Raw genomic sequence first — 26,096 nt, forward strand, 5'->3', positions numbered from 1 at the left:
GTCAGATGTTCAGACCGAATGGCACTGTGGGTGAGGTCCGTACCAACCCTTCTGTGCCAGATATTCTGATCGTGTACATGATGAAGAATGGCTGAACCGTGCGCATGACCCGTTCGGATCGCAACGACGCGACCACACGGCCCCGCCTCCCCGGCGGAAAGCTGACCCTTGAGCAGTTCACCGGGCTCGCCGGCCAGGTCGGGGGCTATCCCTATGTGAAGATCGTGCTCGACCGGCAGGAGTCGGTGCTCCACTTCATCGACAGCGCCGACGGCATGCTCCACGTCCGTTACATCGCGTGCGAGATCCTCGGCATGTCGATCGACGAACTGGCGAGCCGGCTCGACGCGTTCAACGACGACGTCTACCGGAATCCCGACCGCCGCTTCTATCTCGGATCCCTCGCCCTGCACACCGGCCGTGCCACGGAGGACGGCCGCCCGGCCGAGGAATTCCTGTCCCTGGAAACCGTCGACGTCGACACCATGTCCCGGGAGATGCTGCGGTTCTTCTACCACCGGGTGCGCGAGCACATCGACCCCGCGCTGCGGTTGGTGCTCAAACCGGCCGGCCACCGGCAGGAGGCCTACCTCGCGGCCGTTCCGGAGAGCGAGATCCCGCGCGTGCTCTCCCACGAGCTCTACTCCGCCGCCGCCTTCGTACCGCTGAACCCCGGGACGGCCCACGGGCGGCTGCGGGTGTACCGCTCGGAGGAGGAGTACCGGGCCGACCCCGAACCGCTGGAGTGGCACGACATCGTGGTGATGCCCCGGGTGCCCGAGGACGTCCCCCGGGTGTCCGGCATCATCCACACCGAGCACACCACGCCGCTGTCCCACATCAACGTGATGGCCGCCGGGTGGCGCATCCCCAACGCCGTCGGCATCGGCGCCGCCGAGCGGATCGAGCGCGCCGGGCTGGCCGGCCGCTGGGTGCACTACCGCGTCGAGACCGGCGCCGCGGACCTCCACCTCGAACCCGCCCCGCCGGGCGGCGGGGGAGCGCGGCCGGCCCCGCCGGCCGAACGCGTCGCCGTGGAGCGGCCGGACCTCGCCCCCGTGCCCGTCACCCCGCTGTCCGCCCTGCGCGAGGGCGACCACGTCCGCTTCGGCACCAAGGCCGCCAACCTCGGCGAGCTCACCCACCTGCTTCAGCACGGTTCGCCGCGCTGGCTCGGCTTCTACCGGGTGCCCCGGCCGCCCCGCGAGGACCTGCTGCGCTACCTGGCCCGGCAGCTCGGCCTCCCGGAGGACGCGGACGACACCGAGCTGGACGCCGCCGCGCGGCTCCTGGTGAAGGAGTACGCCGAGGTGCCGCGCGGGATCGTGCTGCCGTTCTGGCACCAGCAGCGCTTCCTCGACTCCTCGGCCGAGCTCCGGGACGCCGTCGCCCGGCTCGACGCCGCCCTGCGGGACGGGCAGGCGCCCTCCGAGCAGCGGATCGAGGAGCTCTGCCGGGACGTCCAGCGGCTGGTCCGCGGCACCCCGCTGCCCGAGCCGCTGCGCACCGAGATCGACCGGGCGCTGGACCGGCACCTGTACGGCTGCGCCGTCCAGGTCGTCCGCAGCTCCTCCAACGCCGAGGACCTGCCCGGCTTCTCCGCCGCGGGGCTCTACGAGTCGGTGGCGCAGGTCAGCGGCACGGAGGCGGTCCTCGACGCCGTCCGCGAGGTCTGGGCCTCGCTGTTCTCGCCGCGCGCGGTCCTGCTGCGCCGCCAGGCGGGCATCCCGCTGGACCGCTGCCGGATGGGCGTGATCGTCCAGGAGCAGGTCGGTGCCACCGTCGGCGGCGTGCTCGTCACCTGCAACCCGCTTCGCCCGCGGGACTTCCGCGACGTCTACCTCAACATCTCGCCGCGCTCGGTGGCCGACGTGGTCTCCGGCCGGGAAGCCCCGCTCCAGTACCTGTGCAACACCATGGAGGGCGGCAGCCGGACGGTCTCGCTGGGCACCGCCGGCACCGACCTGGACACCGGGACCAGGGAACTCGTGCGCCGGCTCGCGCTGATCAGCCGCCTGCTCCAGTCGCACTTCTCGCCGGACGAGACGTACGCGGCCCCGGTCGACATCGAGTGGGCGATCGAGGGCGGGCGGGTCAGCCTGCTCCAGCTGCGGCCCTTCCGCACCGCCGCCTGACGGCCGCCGCCGCTTCCGGCGCGGCCGACGCACCGCACCGCCGACACCGCGCCCGCACCGCCGACACCGCGCCCGCACCGCCCGTACCGCCCGCGCCCGCCGAGGGCGGCGCGAGGCGCGTCCGGCGTGCCCGAAACCCACTGAACTCCCCTCAGGAGAACGAACGTTGAACAGGATCCTGTACGTCTACGTCAAGGGCGGCGCTCCGCTGGAGTACGCCTTCCCGCGGATCGCCGCCTGCGGAGAGCTGCACGTCCTCGCCCTGGCACCGCTGCCCACCGCCGGGGAGGAGGTGTGGCGGCCCAGCTGTACCGCCGTCGAGCTGGTGCCGGACGCCCCGCGCGGCGAGGAGCTGGTCGAGCTGATCGTCGACCACGCGAAGGCCATCGGGGCCGACGCGGTGCTGACCCTCTCGGAGTTCGCCGTGCTGGCCGTCGCGCACGCCGCGAGCCGGCTCAACCTGGCCGGCCCCGGGCCCGGGATCCTGCGCGCCCGAGACAAGCGGCTGATGCGCGAGGCCTGGGCCGCCGCCGGGGTGCCCGTCCCCGCGTTCCGCAGGGTCGACAGCCTCGCCGACCTGGACGCCGCGCTGGCCGACCTCACGCCCCCGCTGCTGCTGAAGCCGGCCTGGGGCGCCGGCTCGGTCGCCCAGATCGTGCTGGACTCGCCCGCGGACGCCGCCCCGGCGTGGAGCGCGATCGAGCATGGGCTGCGGGCCGGCAGCAAGGTCGGCATGAACGAGCTCTACGCGGCCGACACCGACCGGGACCGCCTGGTGGAGGAGATCGCCCAGGGCTCCACCGAGGGCTGGTACGACGAGCCCGGCTACGGCGACTACGTGAGCGTGGAGGGGGTCGTCGCGGACGGCGTCTACCACCCGCTGGCCATCACCGCCAAGCTGCCGACCGTCCCGTCCTTCGTCGAGGTGGCCAGCACCTCGCCCTGCGTCATGGCGGTGCCGCTGCAACGCCGGATCGAGGAGGTCTCCCGGCGGGCCGTCGACGCCCTCGGGCTGGAGAACTGCGGCACCCACACCGAGCTGAAGCTGATGGCCGACGGCGAACTGGTGGTCATCGAGACCGCGGCCAGGTTCGGCGGCCTGCTGACCACCCGCCAGGTCCACGAGGTCTTCGGGCTCGACCCGATCGGCATGCTGGTCCGCCAGCTGCTCGGCGAGCGGGTCGAGTACCCCGGGGCGATGCCCGTCGAAGGGGCCCGGGCCGCCGCCTCGCTGGCCGTCGTCCCGGCCGACGCCTCGGGCGTGCCCTGGCGGACCAGCCCGGTCTGGAACCCGCAGGCCGTGGACTGGCGGAGCCTGCTGTCCCCGGGCAGCACCATCGAGGCCGTCCCCGCGTTCGCGCTGCCCGCGGGCCGGCCCGTCCCCGCCTTCGACCCCTCCGCGGGCTCGCGCAACTGGCTCGGCGTCTACCTGCTGAGCGCCGTCGACGCCGAGACCCTCCGGCACGACTGCAACGCCGTGCTGAACGGCATGGAAGCCGCCCTGCACCGGGCCGCCTCCTGAGCCCGAACCGCGCGACGACCCGCCCGACGACCCCCGTCCCACCCGACGACCGAGGTTCCCCCATGCGTGTACTGTTCGCCGGCGCGCCCGGCATCGGCCACCTCTTCCCGCTGGTCCCGCTGGCCAGGGCGCTGCGCGGGCTCGGCCACGAGGTCGCGGTGGCCACGATGGACGGCGGCGAGGCGGTCGCCGCCTCCGGTCTGCCCTACCTGTCCGTCGCCCCCGGGGTCGACTGGCGCCGGGACATCCGGGAGGCCGGCCGCACCCGGCGGCCCGACCTGATGCGACGGGTGGTCGAGAGCAACTCGGCCGACCGCGAGGCCTTCGTGCCGCTGGCCGCCCACGTCAACGCCGGGGTGGCCGACGCCGTGGTCGGGCTCGCCGAGCGGTGGCGCCCCGACCTGGTGGTGTACGAGTACCTGTTCCCGGTGGCCCTGCTCGCGGCCGCCCGCCTGGGCGTGCCCGCCGTCCAGCACGACCTGGGCTTCGCCCGCACCCCGAAGCTGCGCGCGCTGATGCTCGCCGAGATGGCGGACGCCTTCGCCCGGCACGGCGTCGACCCGCTGCCGGAACCGGCCGCGACGATCGACCTCGCGCCGCCGAGCATGGCCGGGCCGCAGCGGTACGGCCGGCCGATGCGGCCCGTCTCCTACAACGGCGAGGGTGTGCTCCCCGCCGACCTCGCCGCCCCGGCCCGCCGCCCGCGGGTCGCGGTGACGCTGGGCACCGTGCCGCCCAAGACCGACGGCCTGACCAGGATCGAACGGGTGATCGCGGCGGCGGCCGAGGTCGACGCGGAGTTCGTGCTGGCGACCGGCGAACTCGAACTCGGCACCCTCGGCGCCCTGCCGGACAACGTCCGCGCGTACGGCTGGGTCCCGTGGCGGGAGCTGCTGGGCACCTGCGCGGCCGCGATCCACCACGGCGGCAGCGGCACCGCGCTCGGCGCGCTGGACGCGGGCGTCCCGCAGCTCGTGCTGCCCGACGGCTCCGACCGCTTCATCACCGCGGACGCGGTGCGCGAACGGGGCGCCGGGCTGAGCGCGGGCGCCGAGGAGATCGGGCCCGCGCTGCTCGACCGCCTGCTCACCGACGACGCACTGGCCCGCACCGCCCGCGAGGTCGGCGCCGAGATCGCCACGATGCCCTCGCCGCAGGCCGTGGCCCGGGACCTCACCGGCCTGGCCGGCTGAGCCCGCCCCCGGCCGCCCGCCGGGGCGGGTGCGGCGCGGGGCCCCCGGCGGGGCCCGCGCCGGTCTTCTGCCTCACCGAGGACCGTGGCAGACCTCCCGGAACCTCACGACCTCCGCGTAGAGGCAGGCGCACGCCTCCTCCTTTGAGGCGAAACCCGCCTGTTCCCAGTGCTCGCCGCGCTCGTAGTCGTCGATCGTCCGTCGGCCGTCGCGCTGCTCGGTGAGGACGGGGGCCGCCTCGTGGCGGTGCGTGGACGTCGAGAGGTCCCGCGTGCTGATCCCGTGGAAACGGGGGCTCACGCCGGCCCCGGTGAGACGCGCGAGGAGTTGGTGGCGATCCATCGGCAAGGCTTTCCGTTGTCGGAGGCGAGGCACCCCGGCCGTCGCTCGGAGACGGTGCCCACCCGGTCCGGCCGGCTCTCCGCCAGGACCTTCACCCGGACGACCGCCGAGCCGCTGTCCACCACCGCCTCGGCGAACCGTGGGTCGGAGGCCCGCACGGAGAGGTCCGCGAAGGCCGCCCGGACGGTGCCGGAGGTGCCGACACCCGGAGGTTGAAGGCTCGCCCGCGTTGGCGTCAGGTAGTCGACGGAGACCCGCGGCGCCGCGCCCCGGGGCCCCGGCTCGACGGCCGTGACCTCCAGGGCCGGGGTGGCGGTGGAGGTCTGCGTCGAGGCGAGCGCGACGCCCGCGGCGGCGCCGGTGCCGGCCGCCGCGACCCGGACCACGACACCGGCCGAGCCCCCGCTGAGGAAGAACTGCTGGACGGCGTAGCCGACCGGGCTCCGGCTCGCGAGCCCGCCGAAGCGGGCGTTCGAAGTCCGCGAAGCTGGTGACGGTGACGGGCTGGTCGAGCGGGCCGCGCCGGGTCGCCCCGACGAAGGCGGTCACCGAGGTGCTGACCGCGGTGACGGTACGGACGCCACTGGGACTGTGACGATCGTGTGGGAGTTGCAGATCCGCGCATTCCGCAATTCCCGCGTCGCCGTCCGGTGCGGCGGGTCAGCCGCCTTCGGGCAGGTTCCGGTAGTCGGGCCGGGCCGCCGGCGGGTCCGTCGGGTGCGGCGCCGAAACCGGGGTCGGCTGGGGCGTTGCGGCGGGTGCGGGTGCGGGTGCGGGTGCGGGCGCCGGCGGGGTAGGCGCGGGCGCCGGAGCCGGTACGGGACCCGGCGCGGCCGCCCGGCGGCTGGTAGGGCGGCGGCCGGGCGGCCCCCGGGAACCAGCCCCAGGCCGCGCCGAACCGGTGCTCCAGGAACCGGAACAGCGCGTGGTACGCCGTGCCGAAGCCGGTGACCAGGGCGGAGGTGACGGAGGCGTTGTCGAGGTGGATGCCGAGCCGGGCGGCCTGCACCACGAGGAACGCGACGACGTAGGGCACGCAGGTGCGCCACAGGGGCAGGGCGATCCGGTGCATCGGTCCTCCTCGGCGGAGCCCGGCGGGCGTCAGTCGGCGACCGCGAAGCCGTGCGCCCGGCCGAGCCGGGTCAGCGAGTCGATGCCGGGGATGCCGTCCGCCTGCTGCCCGCTGTACCCGTACCTGCGCTGCAGCTCGGAGTAGGCGTCGACGGTCCTGGTACCGAACGAGCCGTCGGCCCACTGCCGGTCGAGCAGTCCTTCGGCGACGAGGGCCTGCTCCACCGTGTACACGTCGTCCGGGTACGTGGTGGCGCCCTGGGGCGCGTCCGGGTCCTGACGGGCCGCCGCGACCACCCGCGCCTTCGACACCTCGGCCAGCGGGACGGCCCCGCCCAGCAGCCGGCGCAGCGAGGCCTCGCCGGGCACGCCGTCCGCGTCCCCGCCGACGTAGCCCAGACTGCGTTGGAAGTCGGCGTAGTTGAGGGTGTCGGCGTCGGTCCAGTCCGGGCCGGGGCCCTGGCTGTAGTGCGCGCCGAAACCCGCCGCCAGCAGCGCCTCGCCCACGAGGGTCACGTGCGCCCCGTGCGCCCCGTAGCCGTACGGCAGGCCGCCGATGCTGCTCCGGTACCGGGCCGGGGCCGGGGCCGGGTCCGGCTGCGGCGCGGGCTGCTGGGGCGGGGTGCCCACCGGCCCGGACGGGCGCGGCGCGCCCGACGTCACCCAGGCGTACAGCGCGCGGCCGGGGCAGTCGGTGGAGCAGCCGTCCTGGTGCCCCTTGATCTCCGGGCCGGCCGGGCCCTGCTGCTCGCAGTACTCGATCGCGTCCCGCAGCCCGTTGAGGAGCTCCGGGGTCGGCTCGGTCGACCCGGAGGAGCCGACCAGCCCGCACACCGCGTAGTGCGCCTCGTTGAGCGGGACGTCGCCGTTGGCGCTGTTGCGGCGGTTCAGGCCGCGGCCCTCGAACACGGAGCCGTGCTCGCAGACCACGAAGCTGTAGCCGATGTCCGACCAGTGGTCCTCGTCCATGTGCGAGGCCTGGAGCCGCCGGACGTAGGCCGGGCAGGTGTCGTGGGTGTCGTAGGTGTACGCCGTGCCGAGGTAGTGCACCTTCACCCCGGCGCGCGGACCGGCGTACGGGATCGAGCCGTTGGGCTCGCGCCAGGGCCGCGCCCCCCACTGGTCGCGGCTCACCAGCTGGAGCCCCGGCCAGTCCGGCACCGGGGGAGTGGGGTTGCGCGAGGGTGTGCCGGGGGCCGGGGCCCGGCCGCAGCCGGCCCACGCCCGCAGCTCGTCCAGCGAGCCGTTGAACACGTCCGCGTCGAGCGGGTCGTCGCTGTACTGGTGGAAGTGCCAGGACGCCTGGACGCGCGGCGAGCCGGCGGCCACGTAGTCCGCGATCCACAGGAAGTCGCCCGCGTTGTCGTCGGTCCGGAACCAGTAGTCCCGGTTGGTGTAGAGCCCGACCAGGCGGTCCGGGTAGCGCTGCTTGACCGCCGCCAGCCAGCGGTTCTTGGCCGCGGTGGCGTCCCCGTCGGCGACCGACTGCCCGTACGGCTCGAAGTCCAGCACCAGCAGCTCGCCCGGCGGCACCTGCCCCACGACCCGGCAGAAGTGCTCCACCTCGCCGTCGACGGGGTTCTCCGCGCGCAGGAAGTGGTAGTGCCCGACCACCAGCCCCCGCCCCCGGGCGTCCGCGAGCTTGCCCGCGTACCCCGACTGGTCGGTGTGGCCGCCCTCGGTCGCCTTGATGAAGACGAACTCCGCGTCCCCGGGAATGCCGGACTGGAAGTCGGAGACGTCGTAACCCTTCGCGTATGCCATCAGGAAGCTCCCCCTTCGCGCCGATGGCAGCTGCGGCCGACCGGCCCCGAGCCCGGGGCCCACGACGCCGGCCGGAGCGTCATGCACACCCCACGGTACAGCTGACGATAGGTCAACTTCCTTGTTTTTCAAGCCTCTTGCACGATCCACCCACCCTGCGAGGAGTCCCGTACCACTGCCCCGTGCCACCGGCAACCCCCGTCGGCGGGCGGCGGACGGCGGGTAGGGGCACAAGGACGGCTCAGGGCGCGGCGGCGCCCCCGCCCTGGGCGCCGGACGCGCCGGGCGGCGGCGGGGTGTCGGCGGGCCGGCGCGGCCGCCTCCGCCGGGCGGCGCGGACGATGTCCTCCCCCCATGTGCTCCAGGAAGGCGGAGGCCTCGGCCATCCTCGCCCCGGCCGGGGCGGCCGGGCCGAGCAGGTCCGCGCCGTCGCGGGTGAACTCGGCCGGTACGGTGTTGCGTCGGGCGCTCGCGAGCAGGGCGCGGTACCAGATGTCGTCGTCGACGACGTACCGCTCGCGGTGGGCGCCGCCGTCCCGTTCGCGTCGAACCAGCTCCTGGCCTTCGAGGGAGCCGATCGCCTAGGGCGTGTCTGACAATTCTCGCCGGGTGCGCGGCGTCCGGGCACGCACCTCGCCGCGTTGTCGTCGGTCGCCAATGCTCCGCAGTGGCTCCCTCCTCCGCCTTGCGATGCACGCACCCCGACGCCGCGCCCTGGTCCGACGCGAATTGTCAGACACGCCCTTGGAGCCCGACGCCGGGCTCACCCCGAGCCGCTGCACCAGCTCGGCGGAGGTGAGGCTGCCGCAGTCGGTGAGGTAGAGGCAGGCGAGGACCCGGCCCACCCTGCGCGGCATGCCGAGCTGCGCCAACAGCTCGGCCAGTCGTCCGGCCCGGCGGCGCCGGCCGCCTCGGCCACCGCGGCCGGCGCCTCCTGGACCGTGCCCTCAGCCGAGGTCGAAGGTGTTCGGCAGCCCCAGCCGGTAGCGGGTCTCGTCGACCAGCTTGAGCGGCTCCAGCTCCGGCGGCCGGAAGAGCAGCCGGATCCGGCACCGCTCGGCCGCCGCGCCGTCCGCGTCCAGCAGGGCGTTGACGGCCCGCCGGGCCGACTCGTTGGCCCCCTCCATGGTGGCCAGGTCGACGTCGGTGCGGACGTAGTCGCCGGCCAGGAAGAAGTTGCCCACCGCCGTCGCGGCGGAGGGCCGCCGGTGGAGCGTCCCGACGGGGTGGACCAGCAACTGCTCCCGGTTGGCCGGCGCGGGCCCGCCGAGCCCGGTGACGGCCGGGTCGAGGAACCAGGAGTGCACGTCCGCGTCGGCCGGCCACCCGGCGCCCGGCCGGTCGAAGGCCCGCCGGCACTGCGCCCAGACCTCGCGGGCCACCTCCTCGCGGGTGCACTCCTTGGCCGTCCGGCCGTAGAGGATCCCGGGCCGGTCCCACTCCGAGACGCAGACCGACAGGCAGTCGCGCACCGTGCCGTCGCCGTAGGCGGCCGCGAAGTCGCGGTCCCAGAACTGCGCCTGGCCGACGGCGGTGAGCGACCACGGCGAGTCCAGGCAGACGGCATGGCCGTGCACCAGCCGCACCGGGCGGCGCAGGTAGAACTGGATGCCCGTCATCCAGTCCGTGCCGATCGCGTCGCAGCGCGCCAGCTGGGGGTCGGCGGCGCGCAGCCGCGGGCCCCAGGTGGCGCGGGCGTGCTCGACCGGCAGCGCGCTGAGGTAGTGGTCGGCCCGCACCGTCCTGGTGGCGCCGCTGCCGGACGGCGCCACCAGGACGCCGGTGATCCGGCCGTCGGCGTACAGCACCTCCCGGACCTCCGTCCCGGTGCGGAACTCCACGCCCAGCGAGGACAGGTGGGCCACCCACGGGTCGATCCAGGCCTCGCTGGTGGGGCCGTCGAGCACCCGGTCCGGCTGGCCGTCGCCGCCGCGCCCGAGCAGCCCGTTCAGCAGGAAGGCCTCGACGACCGTGCGGGCCACCGTACGGGTGCTGGCCTGCTCGGCCCGGGTCGCCACCAGGTCCCGGGTCAGGCCGACCCCGAGCAGGCGCTGGTAGTCGTGGGACATCCGCTCGGCCCGGATGAAGTCCCACCACGGCACCCGCTCCCACTGCTCCTCGCGGCGCACGTCGCAGCTGGTCAGGTGGACCAGGACCCGGTCCACGAAGTACGCCAGCTCGTCGGCGGGCAGGTGCAGCACCTCGTCCAGCGCGCCGACCAGGATCCGCCGCAGCGTGTCCGGGGCGAGGTCGCCCAGGTCGAGCGGGCGGGTCACGCTCCGGAACGGGAGCAGCAGGCCCGGGCGCGGGGCGTCGAAGGCCAGCAGCGCCTGGGTGGCGTCGCGCAGGTTGTCGTGGACGCCGCCGGGGTTGCCGGGGTAGGGGATGCGGCGCAGCGTGTCCGGCAGGTTGCGGTAGAAGCCGGGGAAGAAGCGGAAGCCGTGCTCGCCCGGCAGTGCCCGGCGGCCACCGCTCGCGCTGCCCGGCACGTCCATGCTCCGGGCCTTGCCGCCGAGCGCGTCGTGGTACTCGTAGACCGTCACCCGGTAGCCGCGCTCGGCCAGTTCGTGCGCCGCGGTCAGGCCGGAGACCCCTCCGCCGAGGACCGCCACGCTCCGCCCGCCGGCCGCGCGGGCGGCGGCGCCCACCGCCGGACCGGCGGCCATCGCCCCGCCCAACGCGGCCGCCCGGGCGAGGAACTGCCGCCTCGTCCGCCCGCGCCGCGCGGTGCCCTGCTGCTCCTCGGCCGACCCCACGACGCACGCACCTCCGGCTCGCTGGTCGCCCCGGTGGCGGGACGACCCCGGCTGTGCAACGACCGGGCCCGGTCGCGGTCACCCCTCGGTGGGGCCGGGCTCACGCCCCCGTGAGGCGGAGGCGGAGGTGGTCGAGGTAGGGGGCGCCGTAGGCGTCCGCGAGGTCGTCGAGGTCGATCATCGGCGGGATGTCGATCACGGGCTGGTGCTCGACGAGGAAGGCCACCGTCTCGTGGACGACCCTGGCCTCGTCGGCGCCGGCGATCTGCGGCAGGTCGAGGACGCCGTCGGTGGCCCGGACGCGGGTCTCGACCTCGGTGGCGTCCTCGCGGACCCTGACGAGGTGCTCGTGGTCGCCCAGGGGCTCGACCCGAATCTCCACTGCCATGGCGCTCTCCGTCTGTCCGGTGCGGTCCGGGCCGTGCGGCCGCGGCTGTCTGGATGCTAACGCCGGCCGGGCGCGACGCCGTCCACGTCGGCGCGCCGCCGTTCACGTCCGCCCCGCCCGAGCCGCCGCCCGGGGGACCGGGCCCGGCCGATCGCCGCCGCTTCGGGCGGTGCTGCGCCGGACCCGGCGGGGGCCGCGCGATGCTGGCCACGACCGTCCAGCGGTCCCCACCGCGACCAGGACACGACCAGGAAGGGCCCCCGTGACCGACGACCTGCTGACCACGAAGATCGCCCGCGGCTTCGACCACCTCGACGCCGACGGCGACGGCCGCCTCACCGAACAGGACCACGTCCTGATGGGCCAGGCCTCCGCCCGTGCCCTGGGGCACCCGCCGGGCTCCGGGGCCGAGCGCAGGATCGTCGACGCCTACGTCTCGGTCTGGCGCGACCTGCACCAGCCCCGGGCCGGCGGCGCGCGGGAGATCGGCCGGGAGCAGTTCATCGCCTCCACCCTGACCCTGGCCGACGACCCGGGAGCCGCCGCCGCCACCGTCGGCCGGCTCGCAGAGGTCTTCCTCGCCGTCGCCGACGCGAACGGCGACGGCACGGTCGACCCGGAGGAGTTCCGCGCCTTCCACCGCGGCCACTTCCCGCACCTCGGCCGCGACCGGGCCGACACCGCCTTCCGCCACCTGGACCGCAACGGCGACGGCGTGCTGTCCCGCGAGGAGTTCATCGGCGCGATCGTGGAGTACTGGACCAGCCGCGACCCCGAGGCCCCCGGCAACTGGTGGACGGGCGAGCACCCGCTCACGCCCTAGCCTCCCGCCCCGGCGCCCGCATTCCGTCGAACGGGAATGCGGGCGCCGGAAACATGTGCGCGAGTGCGGATCGTACGCGCCGGGATTTGCCCCGTGGTTTTGCAGGGGAGTCCCTGACCGCGTATCGGGCCAATATTGCCCAGTACATTGTGACCGGCCCCGCAGACCGTGGATTCCCGGCGGTGGACGGAGTCGTCAAGGGGCCTCGGTGGGGCTCCGCGATCCGCGCGTGCCGCTCGCCCGCCAAGCGGTCCACGGTGAGAGAGAAACGGACATGGAGCACGGCACCCCAGGAGCACCGATCCACCAGAACACCCCGGCTGCCGGCCGCGCGCCCCTGGGTTTCGGCGCATTCGTCACCCTGTCCCGGAGCCGCTACCTCTTGTACGCGCGGGCGAGGCTCCAGGACGAACAGGCCGGCCAGGCCGCGGTCGTCGAGGCCCTGTACCGCATGCACGGGCGGTGGGACGTCGTCCTGCGGGGGCCGAGCCCGGCGCGGGAGGCCTGGTGCGCGCTGCGCCGCTCGGTGACCGCCGCGCGGCGCGCCCGCGACCGGGCGGGCACGGCCTCCGGCGAGGACCTGCTGCACCGGCTCCTGCCCGACCCGATCGCCGACATCGTCCTGCTGCGCCACCGCCTCGGCATCGGCCCCGAGGCCGTGGCCGCGCTGATGGGAATCGAACGCTCCGTGGTCGAAGCGGGCGCGTTGGCGGGCAGGCGACTGCTGAGCGAGTACCTGTCCGACCTGAGGGAGGTCCTTCCGCACATCTGACGCCGACACAGTCCGATCAGTCGTACCGGGAGGCGGGGAAAGCGGCCCGGAGTTCCTTCCTGTGCCCTTTTCCACCCCGTAGGGTGATGACGCCCTCAGGGGGGGATCCCTACACTGATCGGCAACCACCCTGCCTCCGGACGGGGTTGCCAACGGTTGAAGGGCCCGATGGGGAGCAAAGGCGACGGCATTGATGTCACCGTGCCCGGCGACGCCAGGGTGTACGACTGGCTGTTGGGCGGGTCGATCAACTTCGAGGCCGATCGGAGGGCCGGGGAGCGGCTGCTCCACATCGCTCCGACCAGCAGACAGCTGGCCGTGAACAACCGGTTGTTCCTGCGCCGGGCGGTGCACGCCCTGGCCACCGAGTACGGCATCCGCCAGTTCCTCGACTACGGCTGCGGCCTGCCGATGGACGAGAACCTCCACCAGGTCGTGCAGCGCGTCGACGAGGACTCGCGCATCGTCTACGTGGACAACGACCCCATCGTGATCGCCTACGGGCGCGAGTCGCTGGACGAGAACAACCGCACGGCGATGGTCAGGGCGGACATGACCGATCCGGACGCGGTCTTCGGCCACCGGGCCACGCGCGCCCTGATCCGCCCGGACGCTCCCACCGCCGTGCTGTTCTCCGCCGTCCTGCACTGCGTCCCCGACGAGCTGGACCCGGCCGAGGTGGTCCGCCGCGTCGTGTCACGGCTGGCCCCCGGGAGCTTCGTGGTGATCTCCGAGCTCGTCAGTGACGACGCCCGCATCCGCGCCCAGGTCACCGAGCTGATGAACCGCCAGCTGAAGAGGTTCTGGGGGCGGGTCCGGGAACGCCGGGACGTCCACGCCTACTTCGAGGGGCTGGACGTCGAGCGGCCCGGTCTCGTCGACGTCACCGACTGGCGTCCGCAGTCCGAGGTCCGCCCGCACCAGCGAAGCCTGGAGCTGACGGCCTTCGGCGGGGTGGCGCGCGTGCCCTGAGGCCCTCCGGCCCGCCCGTCGCGGGAGCGGCGGCCCCGCACGGGCCGGGGGCGTCAGGAGTACCGCTCGATGGCGTTCTCGATGAGACGCATGCTCTGGTGGCGGGTGGCGGCCCGGGCCCTCATCTTGACGAGGAGCTGGAGGTGCCGTTCGTAGTCCGCCCCGTTGTTGCGTCCGCCCACGGAGCCGGTGGCCCGGGGCCGGTAGTCCGCGCTCTCGTACCCCTCCAGGTACATCATGGGCGGCAGGCCGCCGTCCTCGAACTCGAGCTGGGTGATCGAGGCCATCTGCAGGCCGATGATCCTGGACATCGGCACCACCCGGACCTTGATGCCCGGGGTCATCGCCATGGTGCGCAGGTAGCGCATCTGCTCGGCCATCACGCTCCGGTCCTCCACGAGGGGCTGGAGGACGAACTCGCTGATCAGGAAGACGGCCGACTCCGGCGGCGAGGCGAGGAAGCGGCGTCGGCGCTCCATGCGCAGCTGCACGGCCAGGGACACCTTGTCCTGTTCGCTGGCGAGGAAGTGGCGCTCGATCAGGTCCTGCGCGTAGGCCTCGGTCTGGAGGACGCCCGGCACCACGAGCGCCTCGTAGGTGGCCATCCGCCGGGCGGCCTCCTCCAGGCCGATGTACGTGGTGAGGTAGCCGGCCGTCGTCTCCAGGAACCTCGACCACCACACCGGGCGGCGCGCCTGGGCCACCAGCTGCATGAGCTGTTCCTCCTCCTGGGCGCTCGCCCCGTACACGCGGGCGAGCTTCCGGACGTCGGCCTCCTCGGGCGGGCTCTCGCCGCGCTCCAGGCGCGAGAGCGTGGAGTTCGAGAACTCGGTGGAGCGGACCGCCGCCGACTGGGTCAGACCGAGGCCCTCCCGCAGCGCTTTCAGCCGGGCGCCGAGGATGAGCGCCGCGGCCGGAGGATTGTTGGCGGGATCCGCACCGGCCCGGCGGCGCGGGGTGGCGCCGGCGAGGCGGTCGCCGATTTCGGGCAGGTCGGGCACGCGGGCTCCATAAGCGACTCAATTGTGCTCATCGTCGCACACGCGGGAGCCCGCACGCCCCGTTCCCGGGTGAATCCTGACGGGTGCTACGGCAGAACCGACCAGCCGCCGTGGAATCTCAGGAGGAAGCGGCGACCATATGATCGAATTCGCCGTTCTTGACGCCTCCGAGGAACGCCCGGAACTCCCTCGCGGTGAAGACCAGCGCGGCGCCTTCCGGGTCGGTGGAGTTCCGCATCGCGGCTCCGCCGGAGGGGAGCGGCGTCATCTCGACGCAGGCCCCGGTCTCTGCGCTGGTTGCGGCTTTGACCCAGGTCGCCCCGGGGATCCGGCCGGCGGGCATGCCATTGAAGAGTTCCTTCATCTGATCATCCTTCCAGTGGTGCGCGCCGGGCCCCTCGGACGCATGCCCGCCCGGGGCATGCCGAGGCCCGGGTCGCAGGGCCGATAGTCTGCCTGCTGCAATTTCAGCACGCAGACCAACGACAATTCCAGCCGCTGGAAATTCGAGGCCTCCATGGTGTAGCGAGGAGTGAATAAAGGGCTTAGTGCGTATTTGTTAAGAATAGTATTTGACCGATATTCGGCGGCCCGGCGCGACCGCGGACCGCGCCCTCCGGGGCGGTCAGAGTTCGCCGGGCCAGTCGGCGTCGCCGCGCAGCAGCGCGCGGGCCAGGCCGCGGTAGAAGAGCAGGACGCCGGGTTCCTTGGGGGAGAGGTGGCCGCGCTCGGCGAAGCGCGAGGCGGCGCCCCGTTGGACCGCCTCCAGGCCGCGTCGGTCCTCGCCGTTGATCCGGGCGGCGTACGCCTCCGCTCCCTTGCGGACGGCCTCGCGGTCCTGGCCGTCGAGCAGGGCGCCGGGCATCAGCACCCCGCCGCGGACCAGGGTGCGGTCGATGGACGTCGGGACGAGGCTGAGCCAGACCACCATGTCACCGGAGGCGGCCAGGCTGCCCGACGGGAAGACGAAGAACCCGTACAGGTGCGCGCGCTCCTCCTCGGTGAGGTCGAGGACCACCGGCTCCAGCGGCTCCGCGTAGCGCACCCGCATGCTGTCGGCCCACGGCGAGTCCGCCCGGACGGTCGTCCGCGCGCCCCCCGGCGTGGTCGGCTGCAGGGTCTCCGGGTGGAAGCCCATGACGTGGTAGTTCTCGTGGGCGTTCTCGACGGCGATCTTCCAGTTGCAGTGCCACTCCTCGGTCCAGCCGGCCACCTGGACCAGCTCCGGCAGCCGGTAGTTGGCCAGGTCCTCGCCGATCCGCCGCAGATGGGGCCCCAACGGCTCGGCCGAGGCGTCCAGGTTGACGAAGACGAACCCCTGCCACTCCTCCACCGCGAAGGCGGGCAGCCGGCACGTCGACGGGTCGAAGGCCGGGTTGCGCTTCATGTGGGTGGCGCCGACCAGGCGGCCGTCCAGGGCGTAGCGCCACAGGTGGTAGGGGCAGGTGAAGACGTCGGTCCGCCCGGCGCCCTCCTCCACCACCGGCATCAGCCGGTGCCGGCACACCGGCGAGAGCCCGTTCAACGCGCCGTCCTCGCCGCGCACCACCACCACCGGCTCGCCCGCCACCGACACGGACACGTAGGACCCGGTCTCCGCCAGCTCGTCCACGTGCGCGACGAGCACCCACGAGCGGCCGAAGACCGACTGCCGCTCCAGCTCCCACAGCTCGGGCGACGTGAACGCCGCCGGCGGCAGGCTCAGGTCCTCGGCGTCCGGCCCCAGATACCGCTCCAGCTCCGCCGTGATCTCACCGATGTCCACGTCGGTCCTCCCTTCGGTCCGGCTTCGTCCGGTTCCGGCCGAGGGTGGCCGCGCGCACTCGTGAACCGGTCGGATCGCGATGGACCCGCCCTCGGCGCCGCCGCGCGGCGCCTCCATCCGCCCTGGGCGATTTCTCCAGCGCGGCTTCCGACGATCCGTCCATGTACGGGGCTGACCTCACCGAGATCCACGACCTGATCCACGAGAGCCGCGGCAAGGACTACGCGGCCGAGGCGCACGACCTCGCCCGGCGGGTGCGCGCCCTGCGGCCGGACGCCGACTCCCTGCTCGACGTGGCCTGCGGCACCGGGGCGCACCTGCGCCACTTCGCCGGCCTCTTCGGCCGGGTCGCCGGCCTCGAACTGTCCGAGCCGATGGTCCGCGCCGCCCGGCGGGCGCTGCCCGACGTTCCCGTCCACACCGGAGACCTGCGCGACTTCCGGCTCGACTCCCGCTTCGACGTGGTCACCTGCCTGTTCGGGTCGCTCGGCTACGCCGCCGACCCGGCCGAACTCCACACCGCCCTGGCCGCCTTCGCCCGGCACCTGACGCCGGCGGGAGTGGTCGCCGTCGACCCCTGGTGGTTCCCCGAGACCTACCTCGACGGCTACGTCTCCGGGGACGTCGCCACCGTGGCGGGGCGCACCGTCGCCAGGGTCTCGCACTCCGCGCGGGCGGGCGACGCCTGCCGGATGGACGTGCACTACGTGGTGGCCGACCCCCGCAGCGGCGTCCGGCACTTCTCCGAGACCCACCGCATCTCGCTGTTCCCCCGCGCCACCTACGAGGCCGCGTTCCGGGCGGCCGGCCTCGACGTCACGTACGTCCCCGGCCTGCACGCCGGCCGCGGCCTGTTCCTCGGGACCGCTCCGGGGAGCCCGTGACACGCCCGCACCGCGCCCGCCGACGACCGCCCCGACCACCCCAGCTGGGAGCAGCATGCGCGTCCTGTTCGTGACCTCCCCGGGCCTCGGCCACCTCTTCCCGACCATCCCCCTCGCCCAGGCCTTCCGCGCCGCGGGCCACCGGGTCCGGTACGCCACCGGGGGGCTCAGCCTCGCCGCGGCCGAGGCCGGCTTCGACGTCGTGGACGTCACCCCGGGCCTGGACTACCTGCCGGTCTACCTGCCCCGCGAGAACGGGGACGGCGTTCCCACCGACCACCCCATGTTCGCGGAGGACCCCGACGACGCCGAACTCGCCACGCTCTTCGCGCGGGTGTCCGGGGTCATGGTCGACGGCGTCCTCGCGGCGGCCCGCGACTGGCCGCCCGACCTGGTGGTCGCACCGCCCCTCCAGGCGGCCGGACGGCTGGTCGCCGCCGCGCTGGGCGTGCCGCTGGTCGAGCCCCGGCTCGGTTCGTACGACAGCGGCACCCGTCTGGGCACCCTGCTCCGCGCCGGGACGGCACCGCACTGGGACCGCCACGGCGTCACCGGCGAACCCGCGGCCACGGTCGCGCTCACCACCCTCCCCCCGAGCCTCACCGCGCTCCTTCCCGAGGAGCGCCGCACCCCCGGGGCCGGGCTGCTGCGCCACGTGCCCTACAACGGCGGCGCCGTGCTGCCCGGCTGGTTGACGGAGCGCCCGCGGGCGCCCCGGATCGCCGTCACGCTCGGCACCATCGAGGCCCAGTGGGGCGGCATCGCCGTCCTGGAGCCGCTCCTGAAGGCCGCCCGGGGCGTGGACGCCGAGTTCGTGGTCACCCTCGGGGGCGGGGACCCGGCGCTCCTGAGCGACGTCCCGCCCAACGTCAGGCTGGTCGAATGGGCCCCGCTCGACCTGCTCCTGGACACCTGCGCCGCGATCGTCCACCACGGCGGCAGCGGGACCCTGCTGACGGCGGCCGCCGCCGGAATCCCGCAGTGCGTCATCCCCCGCGGCTCCTACCAGCAGACCGGCGCCGACCTGCTGCCGGCCCGGGGCATCGGGCTGGTGGCCGAGGCCACCACCCTCGGCGCGGCCGAGTGCCGGGCCCTGCTCCGGGACGACCGCCTGCGCGACAACGCCCGGCAGGTCCGGGCCGAGCTGCTCGCCATGCCCACCCCCGCCGAGACGGCGGCCCGGCTCGCCGAGTCGCTCGGCTGAACGCCCGGCCCGCCGTCGGCGCCCCCGCCCACCCGACCCAGGAAGCCGAACAGATGCAGACAACCACCGATCCGACGAAGGCCGGGCGGCCCACCGAGGAGGCCGTGCGCCGTTACCGGGAGCAGGGCTTCGTCCACGTCACGGCCGTGCTCCCCGCCGACGAGGTGGCCGTGTTCCGTGCCGCCGCCGAGCGACTCCTCGCGGAGGAGGGCCCGCAGGTCTGGGGCGCGTCCGAGGAGCAGACCCAGGTCCACTACGTGGAGGCGGCCTGGCGCAAGGACCCGGACCTGCGCCGGCTCGCCCTGCACCCCGCGATCACCGGGCTCGCCGAGACCCTGGCCGGCGGGCCGCTGCGCCTCTACGGCACCGACGTGCTGAAGAAGGAGCCGCGGGTCCACCTGCCCACCGTGGTCCACGACGACGAGCCGGGGCTGCCGCTCGCGGGCCTCACCCGGACGCTGACCGCCTGGATCCCGCTGGTGGACGTGCCCGCCGACCGCGGCTGCCTGGTCTACGTGCCCGGCTCGCACCGGCGCCCGGCGGAGCACCGCCAGGTCCACCTGGCCGGGTTCCAGGACTACCGGCCGATGGAGGAGGTCTGGCCCGAGTTCCCGTTCAGCCCCCGGGTGGCCGTTCCGATGCGCGCCGGCGACGTGGTCTTCCACGACTTCCGCACCGTGCACATGGCCGCCGAGAACACCGACGGCGAGCGCCGACTCGCCTTCGCCGCCGTCTACATGGACTCCGACGCCACCTACCGCCCCGGGGTGCAGGACCACCCGGTGGCCCACCTGGAGCCGGGCGCGCCGGTCGACGGCGAGCTCTTCCCGCTGATCGCGGCCGGTTCCGAGGGCGCCTCGTGACCACGGCACCGGCCCGGCTCGGGGAGCGGCTCCAGCACCAGCACGGACTGCTCTGGCTGCACCGGATGAAGGGCGACCCGTACGCGGCGCTGCTCTGCGACGTCGACGAGGACCCGGAGCCGCTGCGGGCGCGCGTCCGCGCTGCCGGACCGCTGTGGCGCTCCGCCACCGGCCCGTGGGTGACGGGGGACCCGGCCCTGGGCGCCGCGCTGCTCGCCGACCCCCGCCTCGCACCCGTGCCGGTCCTGCCCGGCGACGGCGACGGCGACGACGGCGCAGGCGGCGGCCCGCGCCCGGCCGGGCCGGTTCCCCCGCCCGAGACCGCCCGGATCCGCGTGCCCGAGGGCCTCGGGCCGGAGTTCGACCTGGTCACCGACGTGGCCGAACCGCTGGCGGCGGCGGCCCTGGCCGAGGTGTGCGGGATCCCCGCCGACGAGCACCAGGCGTTCGCACGAGCCGTCACGGCCTGCGGCACCGCCCTGGACGCGACGGTGTGCCCCCAGCGGCTGGACACCACCCGGCGCCTGCACACGGCCGCCGACGCGCTCCGCTCCCTGCTGGCCGCCGTCCCCGGCGCCCCGGCACCGGCGACGGTGGTGGCCGCCGCCCGCACCGGCGCCGACCTGGTCGTCCGGGCGCTGCTCCGGGCCCGGTTCCCGCTGCCGCCCGCCGCGGTCGGCCCGACGGTCTCGGACGCGCTGCGGGAACGGCCGCCGGCCTGGATCGTCCCGCTGGTGGCCCGGGCCGAGGTGCCGCTCGCCGGAGAACGGATCGCCGCCGGCGAGCGGGTGGCGGTGCTGGCCGGCGACGGCCCCGGGCACGGCGACGGGCAGGGCCGGGGCCGCGACCGGGACCTCACCGCGTTCCGCCGGGCCCTGGCCGAGGGCGCCCTCGCCGCGTTCGCGGCCCGGTACGGCGGGCTGCGCCCCGCCGGCCCCGCGGTGCGCCGCCCCCGGGCGCCGCTGACCCGGGGACCGGCCCGGGTGCCGGTCCGGGCCACCGCGGCCGCGCCGGGCGGAGGCAGCCGATGAGGGTCCTGTTCGCCTCGTTGGAAGGCAGCCACTTCCAGCTGCTCGCCCCGCTGGCGTGGGCGCTGCGCACCGCCGGGCACGAGGTCCGCGCCGCCTGCGTCCCCGGCGTGGTGGAGACCGTCACCCGGACCGGGATCACGGCCGTGCCGCTCGACTGCCCGCCGTGGTACGAGGGCCTCGGGCCGTTCCACCAGGAGGCCATCGCCCACTTCGGCACCGCCGACCAGCGGCGGGAGCCGGGCCACCAGGACACCTGGGCGGACCAGCTCGGCTACGAGAGCGTCATCGTCCCCGCCCTGAACTCCCGCCTGAACTCCGACCGGCTGATCGACGAGCTGGTGGCCTTCGCCCGGCACTGGCGGCCGGACCTCGTCCTCTGGGAGACGCTGTGCCTGGCCGGCCCGGTCGCCGCGCTCACGGTGGGGGCGGCCCACGCCCGGGTGGTGTCCGGCCCCGAGCTGGCCATGCAGCTGGCCACCCGACGGGAGTTCCTGCGACTGGCGGCCGAGCAGCCGCCCGAGCACCGGGAGGACCCGACGGCGGAGTGGCTGGACTGGACGCTGGAGCGCCTGGGCGCGCCGGCCCGCTTCGACGAGTCGGTGCTCACCGGCCAGTGGACGGTGGACACCCGCCCGGCCGGTCTGCGCGAGGACCTGGGCGTGCCCACCGTCCCCGCGCGGTACGTCCCGTACAACGGCCGCTCCGTCGTGCCCCGTTGGCTGCGCGAGCCGCCGAAGCGGCCGAGGGTCTGCCTCACCCTCGGGGTGAGCATCGACGGCGGCTACGGCCTGTGGGACCTCGACGCGGTGCTCTCCGGCATGCTGGACGCCCTGGCCGACCTGGACGTCGAGGTGGTCGCCGCGCTCTCCGAACGGCAGCGCGCCCACCTGCCGCGGCTCCCGGGCACCGTGCGGGTGGTCGACCACGTGCCGATGCACGACCTGCTGCCGACCTGCGCGGCCGTCGTGCACCACGCCGGCTACCAGACCAAGGCCACCGCCGAGTTCCACGGCGTGCCCCAGGTCCTCCTCACCGGCTGGGAGTGGGTCACCGAGGCGATGGGCGAGGAGTACGAGAAACAGGGCAACCTCCTTGCGCTGCCGCTGCGTTCGTTCACCCGGGAGCGCTTCCGGGCGACGGTCGCGCGGGTGCTCGACGAACCGTCGTTCGCCGAACACGCACGGCGGCTGCGGCGGGAGATCCAGGAGTCGCCGACACCGAACGAGGCCGTCGCCGTCATCGAGCGGCTCACAGCCCGTCACCGGAACGGCCGAGGAGCTTCACCGTGCTGACGACCGGTTACGACCCGCGCGACGGAGGGAGGGCGGTATGACGCTCACGGAGATCATGGCGGAGCTGGGCCGGTACCTGGACGAGGACGCCCCCCGGGTGAGCCTGTCCCCGGCGGCCTTCACCTCGCCGGAGCTGTGGGCGCTCGAACGCGACCGGGTCTTCGGACGGTCCTGGCTGCTGGCCGGCCATGTGGGCGACCTGGCCGGGGCGGGCGCGTCGGTGACCGTCGCGCCCGCCGGCCGGCCCGTCACCGTGACCAGGGCCGAGGACGGGGGCCTGCGCGCCACGTCCGCCACGGGCGCGCGCCGCCCGGCCGCATCGGTGGAGGAGTGGCAGGGCTTCGTCTTCGTCAACGCCGACCCGGACGCCGAGCCCCTGGCACCCCACCTGGCCCGGACCGGTCGGGAACTCGCCGCCTACCGGCTGACGGAGATGGCGCCGGTCACCGGCTTCTCCGAGGAATGGCGGTGCAACTGGAAGATCGCGGTGCAGAACGCCCACGAGAACTACCACGCGATGGGGCTCCACCCGACGACGGTCGCGCTGATCACCCCGCCCGGCGGAGCGATGGAGGTGCGCAGCGAGTCCCGGTGGGTCACCCGGCTGCTCAGCCCGTTTCGGGAACCGCTGGCGTCCACGGCGCTGCCGCTCAGCGCCGACCAGCGGGCCACCATGTACAACTGCGCGGTGTTCCCCTCCGCGAGCCTCGCGGCGTTCGGGGACTCGGTGGTCTGGATCAGCATGATCCCGCTCACCATCGACCGGATCGAGGTCCGGGGCGGGGTACTGATGCATCCGGCCGCGCTCGACGGCCAGGACCTGGCGGCGCTGCGCGAGGAGAACGCGCGCAGCGCCGCGGTGGTGAACCGGGAGGACCGGCTGGGCATGGAGGCCGTCCAGCGGGTGGCCGGCTCCCGGTTCGCCGAGCGCGGCCACCTGTCCCCGAAGGAGCCCGGCGTCCTGGCCTTCTACCGCGCCCTCGCCCGCGCGCTGCCGGCCGGCTGACGCCCCGGGGCGTCAGCCGGTCAGCCGGCCGCCCGGTCGGCGGTCGCGGACTCGGCGGCCGCGGCCTCGGTGGTGGCGGACCCGGCGGTGGCGGACTCGAAGGCCCCGGGGTCGAAGCCGCCGACCTCGGCCAGCGGGACCACCTCGAAGCGCAGGTGGGGGCTGAGCGGGTTCCCGTACAGCAGGGTGTTGAGCTCCTCGTGCGAGTCGACCCGGTAGATCAGCAGCCCGCCCGAGGCGCCGACCCGGATCCAGTTGTGCCGGATGACGCCCTTGTCCACCAACTCCTTGACGTAGGCGAAGCCTTCGGGCAGCCGCCGACGGAACTCGTCGGCGGAAATGCCGGTGGGGGACTGGGTCGCCAGGACCGCGAACAGCGCCATCGCTCCTCCAGGATCGGGATCTCGGCGTCCGAGTCTGGGCGGCCCCGGTCACCGATCGGTCGACGACCGCTGGAGCGGACGGCCCGGGGGCGACCAGGGCACGTCGCCGGATGCTCGACCGGGCGCGGGCAGGCTCGGGCGGGTGAACTCCTCGCTCCCCGCCGGCCGCCGGCCCAGGACGCCCGTACCGCCCCCGACGAGATGGCTCGTCACCGGAGCCGGCGGGCTGCTCGGGCACGAGGTGACGGCGGCGCTGGCCGCCGAGGGCGTGGCCGCGGCCGCCCTGGACCGGCGGGCTCTGGACGTCACCGACCCCGACGCGCTCGCCGCGGCCTTCGCCCGGCACCGCCCCGACCTGGTGGTCAACTGCGCGGCGTACACGGCGGTGGAGGCCGCCGAGGCGGACGAGGCGCGGGCGCTGCGGGTCAACGGGGACGGGCCGCGGCAGCTGGCCGCCCTCTGCGCCCGGCACGGCACCCGGCTGCTGCACCTGTCCACCGACTACGTCTTCCCCGGCGACGCCGACTCCCCGTACCCGGAGGGGCATCCGACCGCCCCGCGCAACGCCTACGGGCGCAGCAAGGCCGCCGGCGAGCGGGCTGTCCTCACCCTGCTGCCGGACCTCGGCGCGGTGGTCCGCACCGCCTGGCTGCACGGCGCGCACGGCCGCAGCTTCGTCGGGGTGATGGCCGAACGGGCCCGGGCCGGCCGGACCGTCGACGTGGTGGCGGACCTGGTGGGACAGCCGACCTGGGCGGCGGACGTCGCTCGACTGCTGCTCGCGCTCGGCCGGACCCCGGGCGCACGGGGCGTCTTCCACGCCACCAACGCCGGCCGGGCCAGCTGGTACGAGCTGGCCCGCGAGGTGTTCCGGTTGGTCGGTGCCGATCCCGCCCTGGTGCGGCCGGTGCCCGCCGCGGCCGTCGCCGGCCCCGCGCCCCGGCCGCGGTACACCGTTCTCGGCCACGACCGCTGGCACGAGGTGGGCATCCCGGCCCCCCGGCCCTGGCGGGAGGCGCTGGCCGAGGCGCTGTCGGCGGCACCCCGGGAGGAGCCGGGCCGGCCCCGCTGACGGCGGGGCCGGGGGAGGGCCCGCCGGCTCAGCCGCTCCAGGCGGGCCGCCGGTGCCGGCGGGTCAGCCCTTCCAGGACCGGGACCAGGTCGGCGGGCGAGGGCGTGGCCGCGATCTCGTCCCGCAGCCGCGCCGCCCCGCGCGTGAACGACGGGTCGTCGAGCACCCGGGCCACCAGCCCGTGCAGCTCCGCCGGGGTGAGCGGGCCGGGGCCGGGCCGGTGCAGTCCCGCCCCCGACCGCTCGACCAGCTCCGCCCGGGGGCGCAGGTCCCACAGGTCGTTGGGGACGACGACCTGCGGGACGCCGTGCACCAGCGCGTTCTGCGAGGTGCCGAAGCCGCCCTGGTGCACGATCGCGGAGCAGGACGGCAGCAGCGCGTCCAACGGGACGAAGTCCACCGCCCGGACGTTGTCCGGCAGCGGGCCGGCCCCGGCCAGCTGCGCCGGGTCCAGGGTCGCCACCACCTCCGCGTCCAGCTCGGCCAGGGCCTCCAGCAGCACCGGCACGGAGGTCCGTTCGCCGCCCATCACCTCGCGGAAGGAGATCCCGAGGGTCAGGCAGACCCGGGGCCGGCGCGGGGGTTCGAGCAGCCACGGCGGCAGCACCGCCCGCCCGTTGTACGGGACGTGCCGCACCGGCACCCAGGGCAGGTCGGTGGGCGTGCGCAGCGCGGCCGGCGCGGGGTCGAGGGTCCACTGGCCGGTCACCAGGTCGTCGCTGAACCCGCCGCCGTACCGGGCGGCCGTCCACTCCAGCCACTCGGCGAGCGGGTCCTCGCGCAGCTCGCCGGGGCGGCCGGCCAGCGACTCCCGGTGCCGCCGGCGCATCGTGCCCACCAGGTCCAGTCCGTAGAGCAGGCGTGCGTGGGCGGCTCCGGCGGCCCGGGCGGCGACGGCCCCGCCCATCAGCAGGGTGTCCCAGACGACGAGGTCGGGGCGCCAGCGCCGGGCCAGGGCGACCAGGTCGTCGACGGTCTCCTCTGCCGAGAAGTTCTGGAAGATGGCGGAGGTCATCACGGTGAACAGGCCGTCGAGGAAGTCGGGCGTGAGGTGCTCGGGCCGGTCCTCCGCCATCCGCATGAGCTCCTGGGCGTCGGGCGGGTCGGCCAGGCGTGCGGCCGCCCGCTCCTGCCGGCGCCGCAGCTCCGCCACGGACTCCTCCTGGGCGAGCGGCGGTCCCACCGCGGTCGCGGGCAGGCCGGCCGCGGTGATGGTGTCCAGCAGGTCGGGCTGGCTGGCCACGCGCACCTCGTGGCCGGCGGCGCGCAGCGCCCACGCCAGGGGCACCTGGACGTGGAAGTGGGCCTTGGCGGCCACGGTCACAAACAGCACTCGCATGGGGCGAGCGTAGGAAGGCGTCCTCGACCCCTCCTCGACGCGTCCTCGACCTTCCCGGTCGCCGTCCACGGGGGCGTCACCGGGCGGGCAGCCACGCCTCGTCGTCGGTGGCGTGCGCCAGCACCCGCTGGAGGAGCTCGCGCAGGGTCTCGACCTCGTCCGGGGCGAGGTCGCCGAGCAGGTCCGCCTCGACCCGGGCGAGCGGACCGTCGATCCGGGTCAGCATGTAGCGGGCGGTGTCGGTGAGTTCCAGCCGGCGCGAGCGGTCGTCGGCCCCGGGCAGGCGGCGCACGTGGTCGGCCTCGACCAGTTCGTCGACGAGCCGGTGCACCGACTGCCGGGCGATGCCGAGCTGGCGGGCCAGGTCCGCCATGGTCAGCCCGGGCTCGTGGGACAGCTGGGCGAGCAGGCCGTACTGACGTACCGTCAGATCGTAGTCCTGCAGGTGCTCGTCCACCCGGCGCGTCGCCACCGTGCTGGACACGGCCAGGAGATAGGGGATGTGGGTCCTCAAGGGC

Annotated in this window: 24 protein-coding genes and 1 pseudogene; 13 read left to right on the forward strand and 12 right to left on the reverse strand. The window is 74.9% G+C overall.

Annotated elements, in window-relative coordinates; genetic code table 11:
• The first annotated feature begins 104 nt into the window (after window positions 1-104).
• From ACH5AR_RS03810 to ACH5AR_RS03820, 3 genes are all read left to right on the forward strand, one after another.
• Window positions 105-2,135, forward strand: coding sequence for a PEP/pyruvate-binding domain-containing protein (locus tag ACH5AR_RS03810; RefSeq protein WP_396299767.1), 2,031 nt, complete (start codon window positions 105-107; stop codon window positions 2,133-2,135).
• A gap of 166 nt (window positions 2,136-2,301) precedes the next feature.
• Complete coding sequence (locus ACH5AR_RS03815) at window positions 2,302-3,657, forward strand: acetyl-CoA carboxylase biotin carboxylase subunit family protein (protein ID WP_396299768.1); 1,356 nt, start codon at window positions 2,302-2,304, stop codon at window positions 3,655-3,657.
• A 62-nt stretch (window positions 3,658-3,719) separates the two neighbouring features.
• Window positions 3,720-4,850 (forward strand): nucleotide disphospho-sugar-binding domain-containing protein, encoded by a 1,131-nt coding sequence (locus ACH5AR_RS03820; protein ID WP_396299769.1) that lies wholly within the window; start codon window positions 3,720-3,722, stop codon window positions 4,848-4,850.
• Between the two features lie 72 nt (window positions 4,851-4,922).
• On the opposite strand, the gene ACH5AR_RS03825 is transcribed toward ACH5AR_RS03820, so the two are convergent.
• The 6 genes and pseudogenes from ACH5AR_RS03825 to ACH5AR_RS03850 form a co-directional block, all read right to left on the reverse strand.
• Window positions 4,923-5,150, reverse strand: a complete 228-nt coding sequence (locus tag ACH5AR_RS03825) for a hypothetical protein (RefSeq protein ID WP_396299770.1) — start codon at window positions 5,148-5,150, stop codon at window positions 4,923-4,925.
• A complete protein-coding gene (locus tag ACH5AR_RS03830) occupies window positions 5,147-5,578 on the reverse strand; it encodes a hypothetical protein (RefSeq protein ID WP_396299771.1) in 432 nt (143 codons plus the stop codon). The genes ACH5AR_RS03825 and ACH5AR_RS03830 overlap by 4 nt, the downstream gene beginning before the upstream one ends.
• Before the next feature lie 715 nt (window positions 5,579-6,293).
• Window positions 6,294-8,027, reverse strand: a complete 1,734-nt coding sequence (locus ACH5AR_RS03835; protein ID WP_396299772.1) for a peptidoglycan-binding protein — start codon at window positions 8,025-8,027, stop codon at window positions 6,294-6,296.
• A 743-nt stretch (window positions 8,028-8,770) separates the two neighbouring features.
• Window positions 8,771-8,887: pseudogene (locus ACH5AR_RS03840) on the reverse strand (MarR family transcriptional regulator); the annotation flags it as partial.
• A gap of 87 nt (window positions 8,888-8,974) precedes the next feature.
• Window positions 8,975-10,693 carry an FAD-dependent oxidoreductase gene (locus ACH5AR_RS03845; RefSeq protein ID WP_396299976.1) on the reverse strand — a complete coding sequence of 573 codons (1,719 nt, stop codon included), beginning with the start codon at window positions 10,691-10,693 and terminating at the stop codon, window positions 8,975-8,977.
• A 190-nt stretch (window positions 10,694-10,883) separates the two neighbouring features.
• Entirely contained in the window at window positions 10,884-11,171 is a 288-nt protein-coding gene (locus tag ACH5AR_RS03850) for a hypothetical protein (protein WP_396299773.1), read from the reverse strand.
• Window positions 11,172-11,433: 262 nt separating this feature from the next.
• On the opposite strand from ACH5AR_RS03850, the gene ACH5AR_RS03855 reads away from it, so the two are divergent.
• The 3 genes from ACH5AR_RS03855 (at window position 11,434) to ACH5AR_RS03865 (ending at window position 13,738) form a co-directional block, all read left to right on the forward strand.
• A complete protein-coding gene (locus tag ACH5AR_RS03855; protein ID WP_396299774.1) occupies window positions 11,434-11,994 on the forward strand; it encodes an EF-hand domain-containing protein in 561 nt (186 codons plus the stop codon).
• 274 nt (window positions 11,995-12,268) lie between these two features.
• Complete coding sequence (locus ACH5AR_RS03860) at window positions 12,269-12,766, forward strand: hypothetical protein (protein WP_396299775.1); 498 nt, start codon at window positions 12,269-12,271, stop codon at window positions 12,764-12,766.
• Between the two features lie 168 nt (window positions 12,767-12,934).
• Window positions 12,935-13,738, forward strand: a complete 804-nt coding sequence (locus tag ACH5AR_RS03865; RefSeq protein WP_396299776.1) for an SAM-dependent methyltransferase — start codon at window positions 12,935-12,937, stop codon at window positions 13,736-13,738.
• 53 nt (window positions 13,739-13,791) lie between these two features.
• Here the strand turns inward: ACH5AR_RS03865 and ACH5AR_RS03870 are convergent, their stop codons facing one another.
• From ACH5AR_RS03870 to ACH5AR_RS03880, 3 genes are all read right to left on the reverse strand, one after another.
• Entirely contained in the window at window positions 13,792-14,739 is a 948-nt protein-coding gene (locus tag ACH5AR_RS03870) for a helix-turn-helix domain-containing protein (protein ID WP_396299777.1), read from the reverse strand.
• Between the two features lie 118 nt (window positions 14,740-14,857).
• Window positions 14,858-15,103 (reverse strand): DUF397 domain-containing protein, encoded by a 246-nt coding sequence (locus tag ACH5AR_RS03875; RefSeq protein ID WP_396299778.1) that lies wholly within the window; start codon window positions 15,101-15,103, stop codon window positions 14,858-14,860.
• A 261-nt stretch (window positions 15,104-15,364) separates the two neighbouring features.
• A complete protein-coding gene (locus tag ACH5AR_RS03880) occupies window positions 15,365-16,504 on the reverse strand; it encodes an aromatic ring-hydroxylating dioxygenase subunit alpha (protein WP_396299779.1) in 1,140 nt (379 codons plus the stop codon).
• Window positions 16,505-16,665: 161 nt separating this feature from the next.
• Between ACH5AR_RS03880 and ACH5AR_RS03885 the strand changes: the two genes are divergently transcribed.
• Genes ACH5AR_RS03885 through ACH5AR_RS03910 form a run of 6 tightly spaced genes read left to right on the forward strand, consistent with a single transcriptional unit; the run spans window position 16,666 to window position 22,784 of the window.
• On the forward strand, window positions 16,666-17,388 hold the full coding sequence (locus tag ACH5AR_RS03885) for a class I SAM-dependent methyltransferase (RefSeq protein WP_396299780.1): 723 nt from the start codon (window positions 16,666-16,668) through the stop codon (window positions 17,386-17,388).
• 55 nt (window positions 17,389-17,443) lie between these two features.
• Window positions 17,444-18,592: a nucleotide disphospho-sugar-binding domain-containing protein gene (locus ACH5AR_RS03890; RefSeq protein WP_396299781.1), complete on the forward strand. Its 1,149-nt coding sequence runs from the start codon at window positions 17,444-17,446 to the stop codon at window positions 18,590-18,592.
• 53 nt (window positions 18,593-18,645) lie between these two features.
• Window positions 18,646-19,455 carry a phytanoyl-CoA dioxygenase family protein gene (locus ACH5AR_RS03895; RefSeq protein WP_396299782.1) on the forward strand — a complete coding sequence of 270 codons (810 nt, stop codon included), beginning with the start codon at window positions 18,646-18,648 and terminating at the stop codon, window positions 19,453-19,455.
• Entirely contained in the window at window positions 19,452-20,486 is a 1,035-nt protein-coding gene (locus ACH5AR_RS03900) for a hypothetical protein (RefSeq protein ID WP_396299783.1), read from the forward strand. The genes ACH5AR_RS03895 and ACH5AR_RS03900 overlap by 4 nt, the downstream gene beginning before the upstream one ends.
• A complete protein-coding gene (locus ACH5AR_RS03905; RefSeq protein ID WP_396299784.1) occupies window positions 20,483-21,778 on the forward strand; it encodes an activator-dependent family glycosyltransferase in 1,296 nt (431 codons plus the stop codon). The genes ACH5AR_RS03900 and ACH5AR_RS03905 overlap by 4 nt, the downstream gene beginning before the upstream one ends.
• Before the next feature lie 37 nt (window positions 21,779-21,815).
• Entirely contained in the window at window positions 21,816-22,784 is a 969-nt protein-coding gene (locus ACH5AR_RS03910; protein ID WP_396299785.1) for an SRPBCC family protein, read from the forward strand.
• Window positions 22,785-22,804: 20 nt separating this feature from the next.
• On the opposite strand, the gene ACH5AR_RS03915 is transcribed toward ACH5AR_RS03910, so the two are convergent.
• Window positions 22,805-23,167: a muconolactone Delta-isomerase family protein gene (locus tag ACH5AR_RS03915; RefSeq protein ID WP_396299786.1), complete on the reverse strand. Its 363-nt coding sequence runs from the start codon at window positions 23,165-23,167 to the stop codon at window positions 22,805-22,807.
• A 142-nt stretch (window positions 23,168-23,309) separates the two neighbouring features.
• On the opposite strand from ACH5AR_RS03915, the gene rfbD reads away from it, so the two are divergent.
• Window positions 23,310-24,239 (forward strand): dTDP-4-dehydrorhamnose reductase, encoded by a 930-nt coding sequence (rfbD, locus tag ACH5AR_RS03920; protein ID WP_396299787.1) that lies wholly within the window; start codon window positions 23,310-23,312, stop codon window positions 24,237-24,239.
• Window positions 24,240-24,267: 28 nt separating this feature from the next.
• On the opposite strand, the gene ACH5AR_RS03925 is transcribed toward rfbD, so the two are convergent.
• Both ACH5AR_RS03925 and ACH5AR_RS03930 read right to left on the reverse strand, forming a co-directional pair.
• Complete coding sequence (locus tag ACH5AR_RS03925) at window positions 24,268-25,578, reverse strand: activator-dependent family glycosyltransferase (protein WP_396299788.1); 1,311 nt, start codon at window positions 25,576-25,578, stop codon at window positions 24,268-24,270.
• Window positions 25,579-25,654: 76 nt separating this feature from the next.
• Window positions 25,655-26,092 carry a MarR family winged helix-turn-helix transcriptional regulator gene (locus tag ACH5AR_RS03930; protein ID WP_396299789.1) on the reverse strand — a complete coding sequence of 146 codons (438 nt, stop codon included), beginning with the start codon at window positions 26,090-26,092 and terminating at the stop codon, window positions 25,655-25,657.
• Window positions 26,093-26,096: the final 4 nt, after the last annotated feature.

Origin of the sequence: Kitasatospora sp. NPDC018619 (assembly GCF_044391605.1) — a bacterium.
Taxonomy (GTDB): Bacteria; Actinomycetota; Actinomycetes; order Streptomycetales; family Streptomycetaceae; genus Kitasatospora.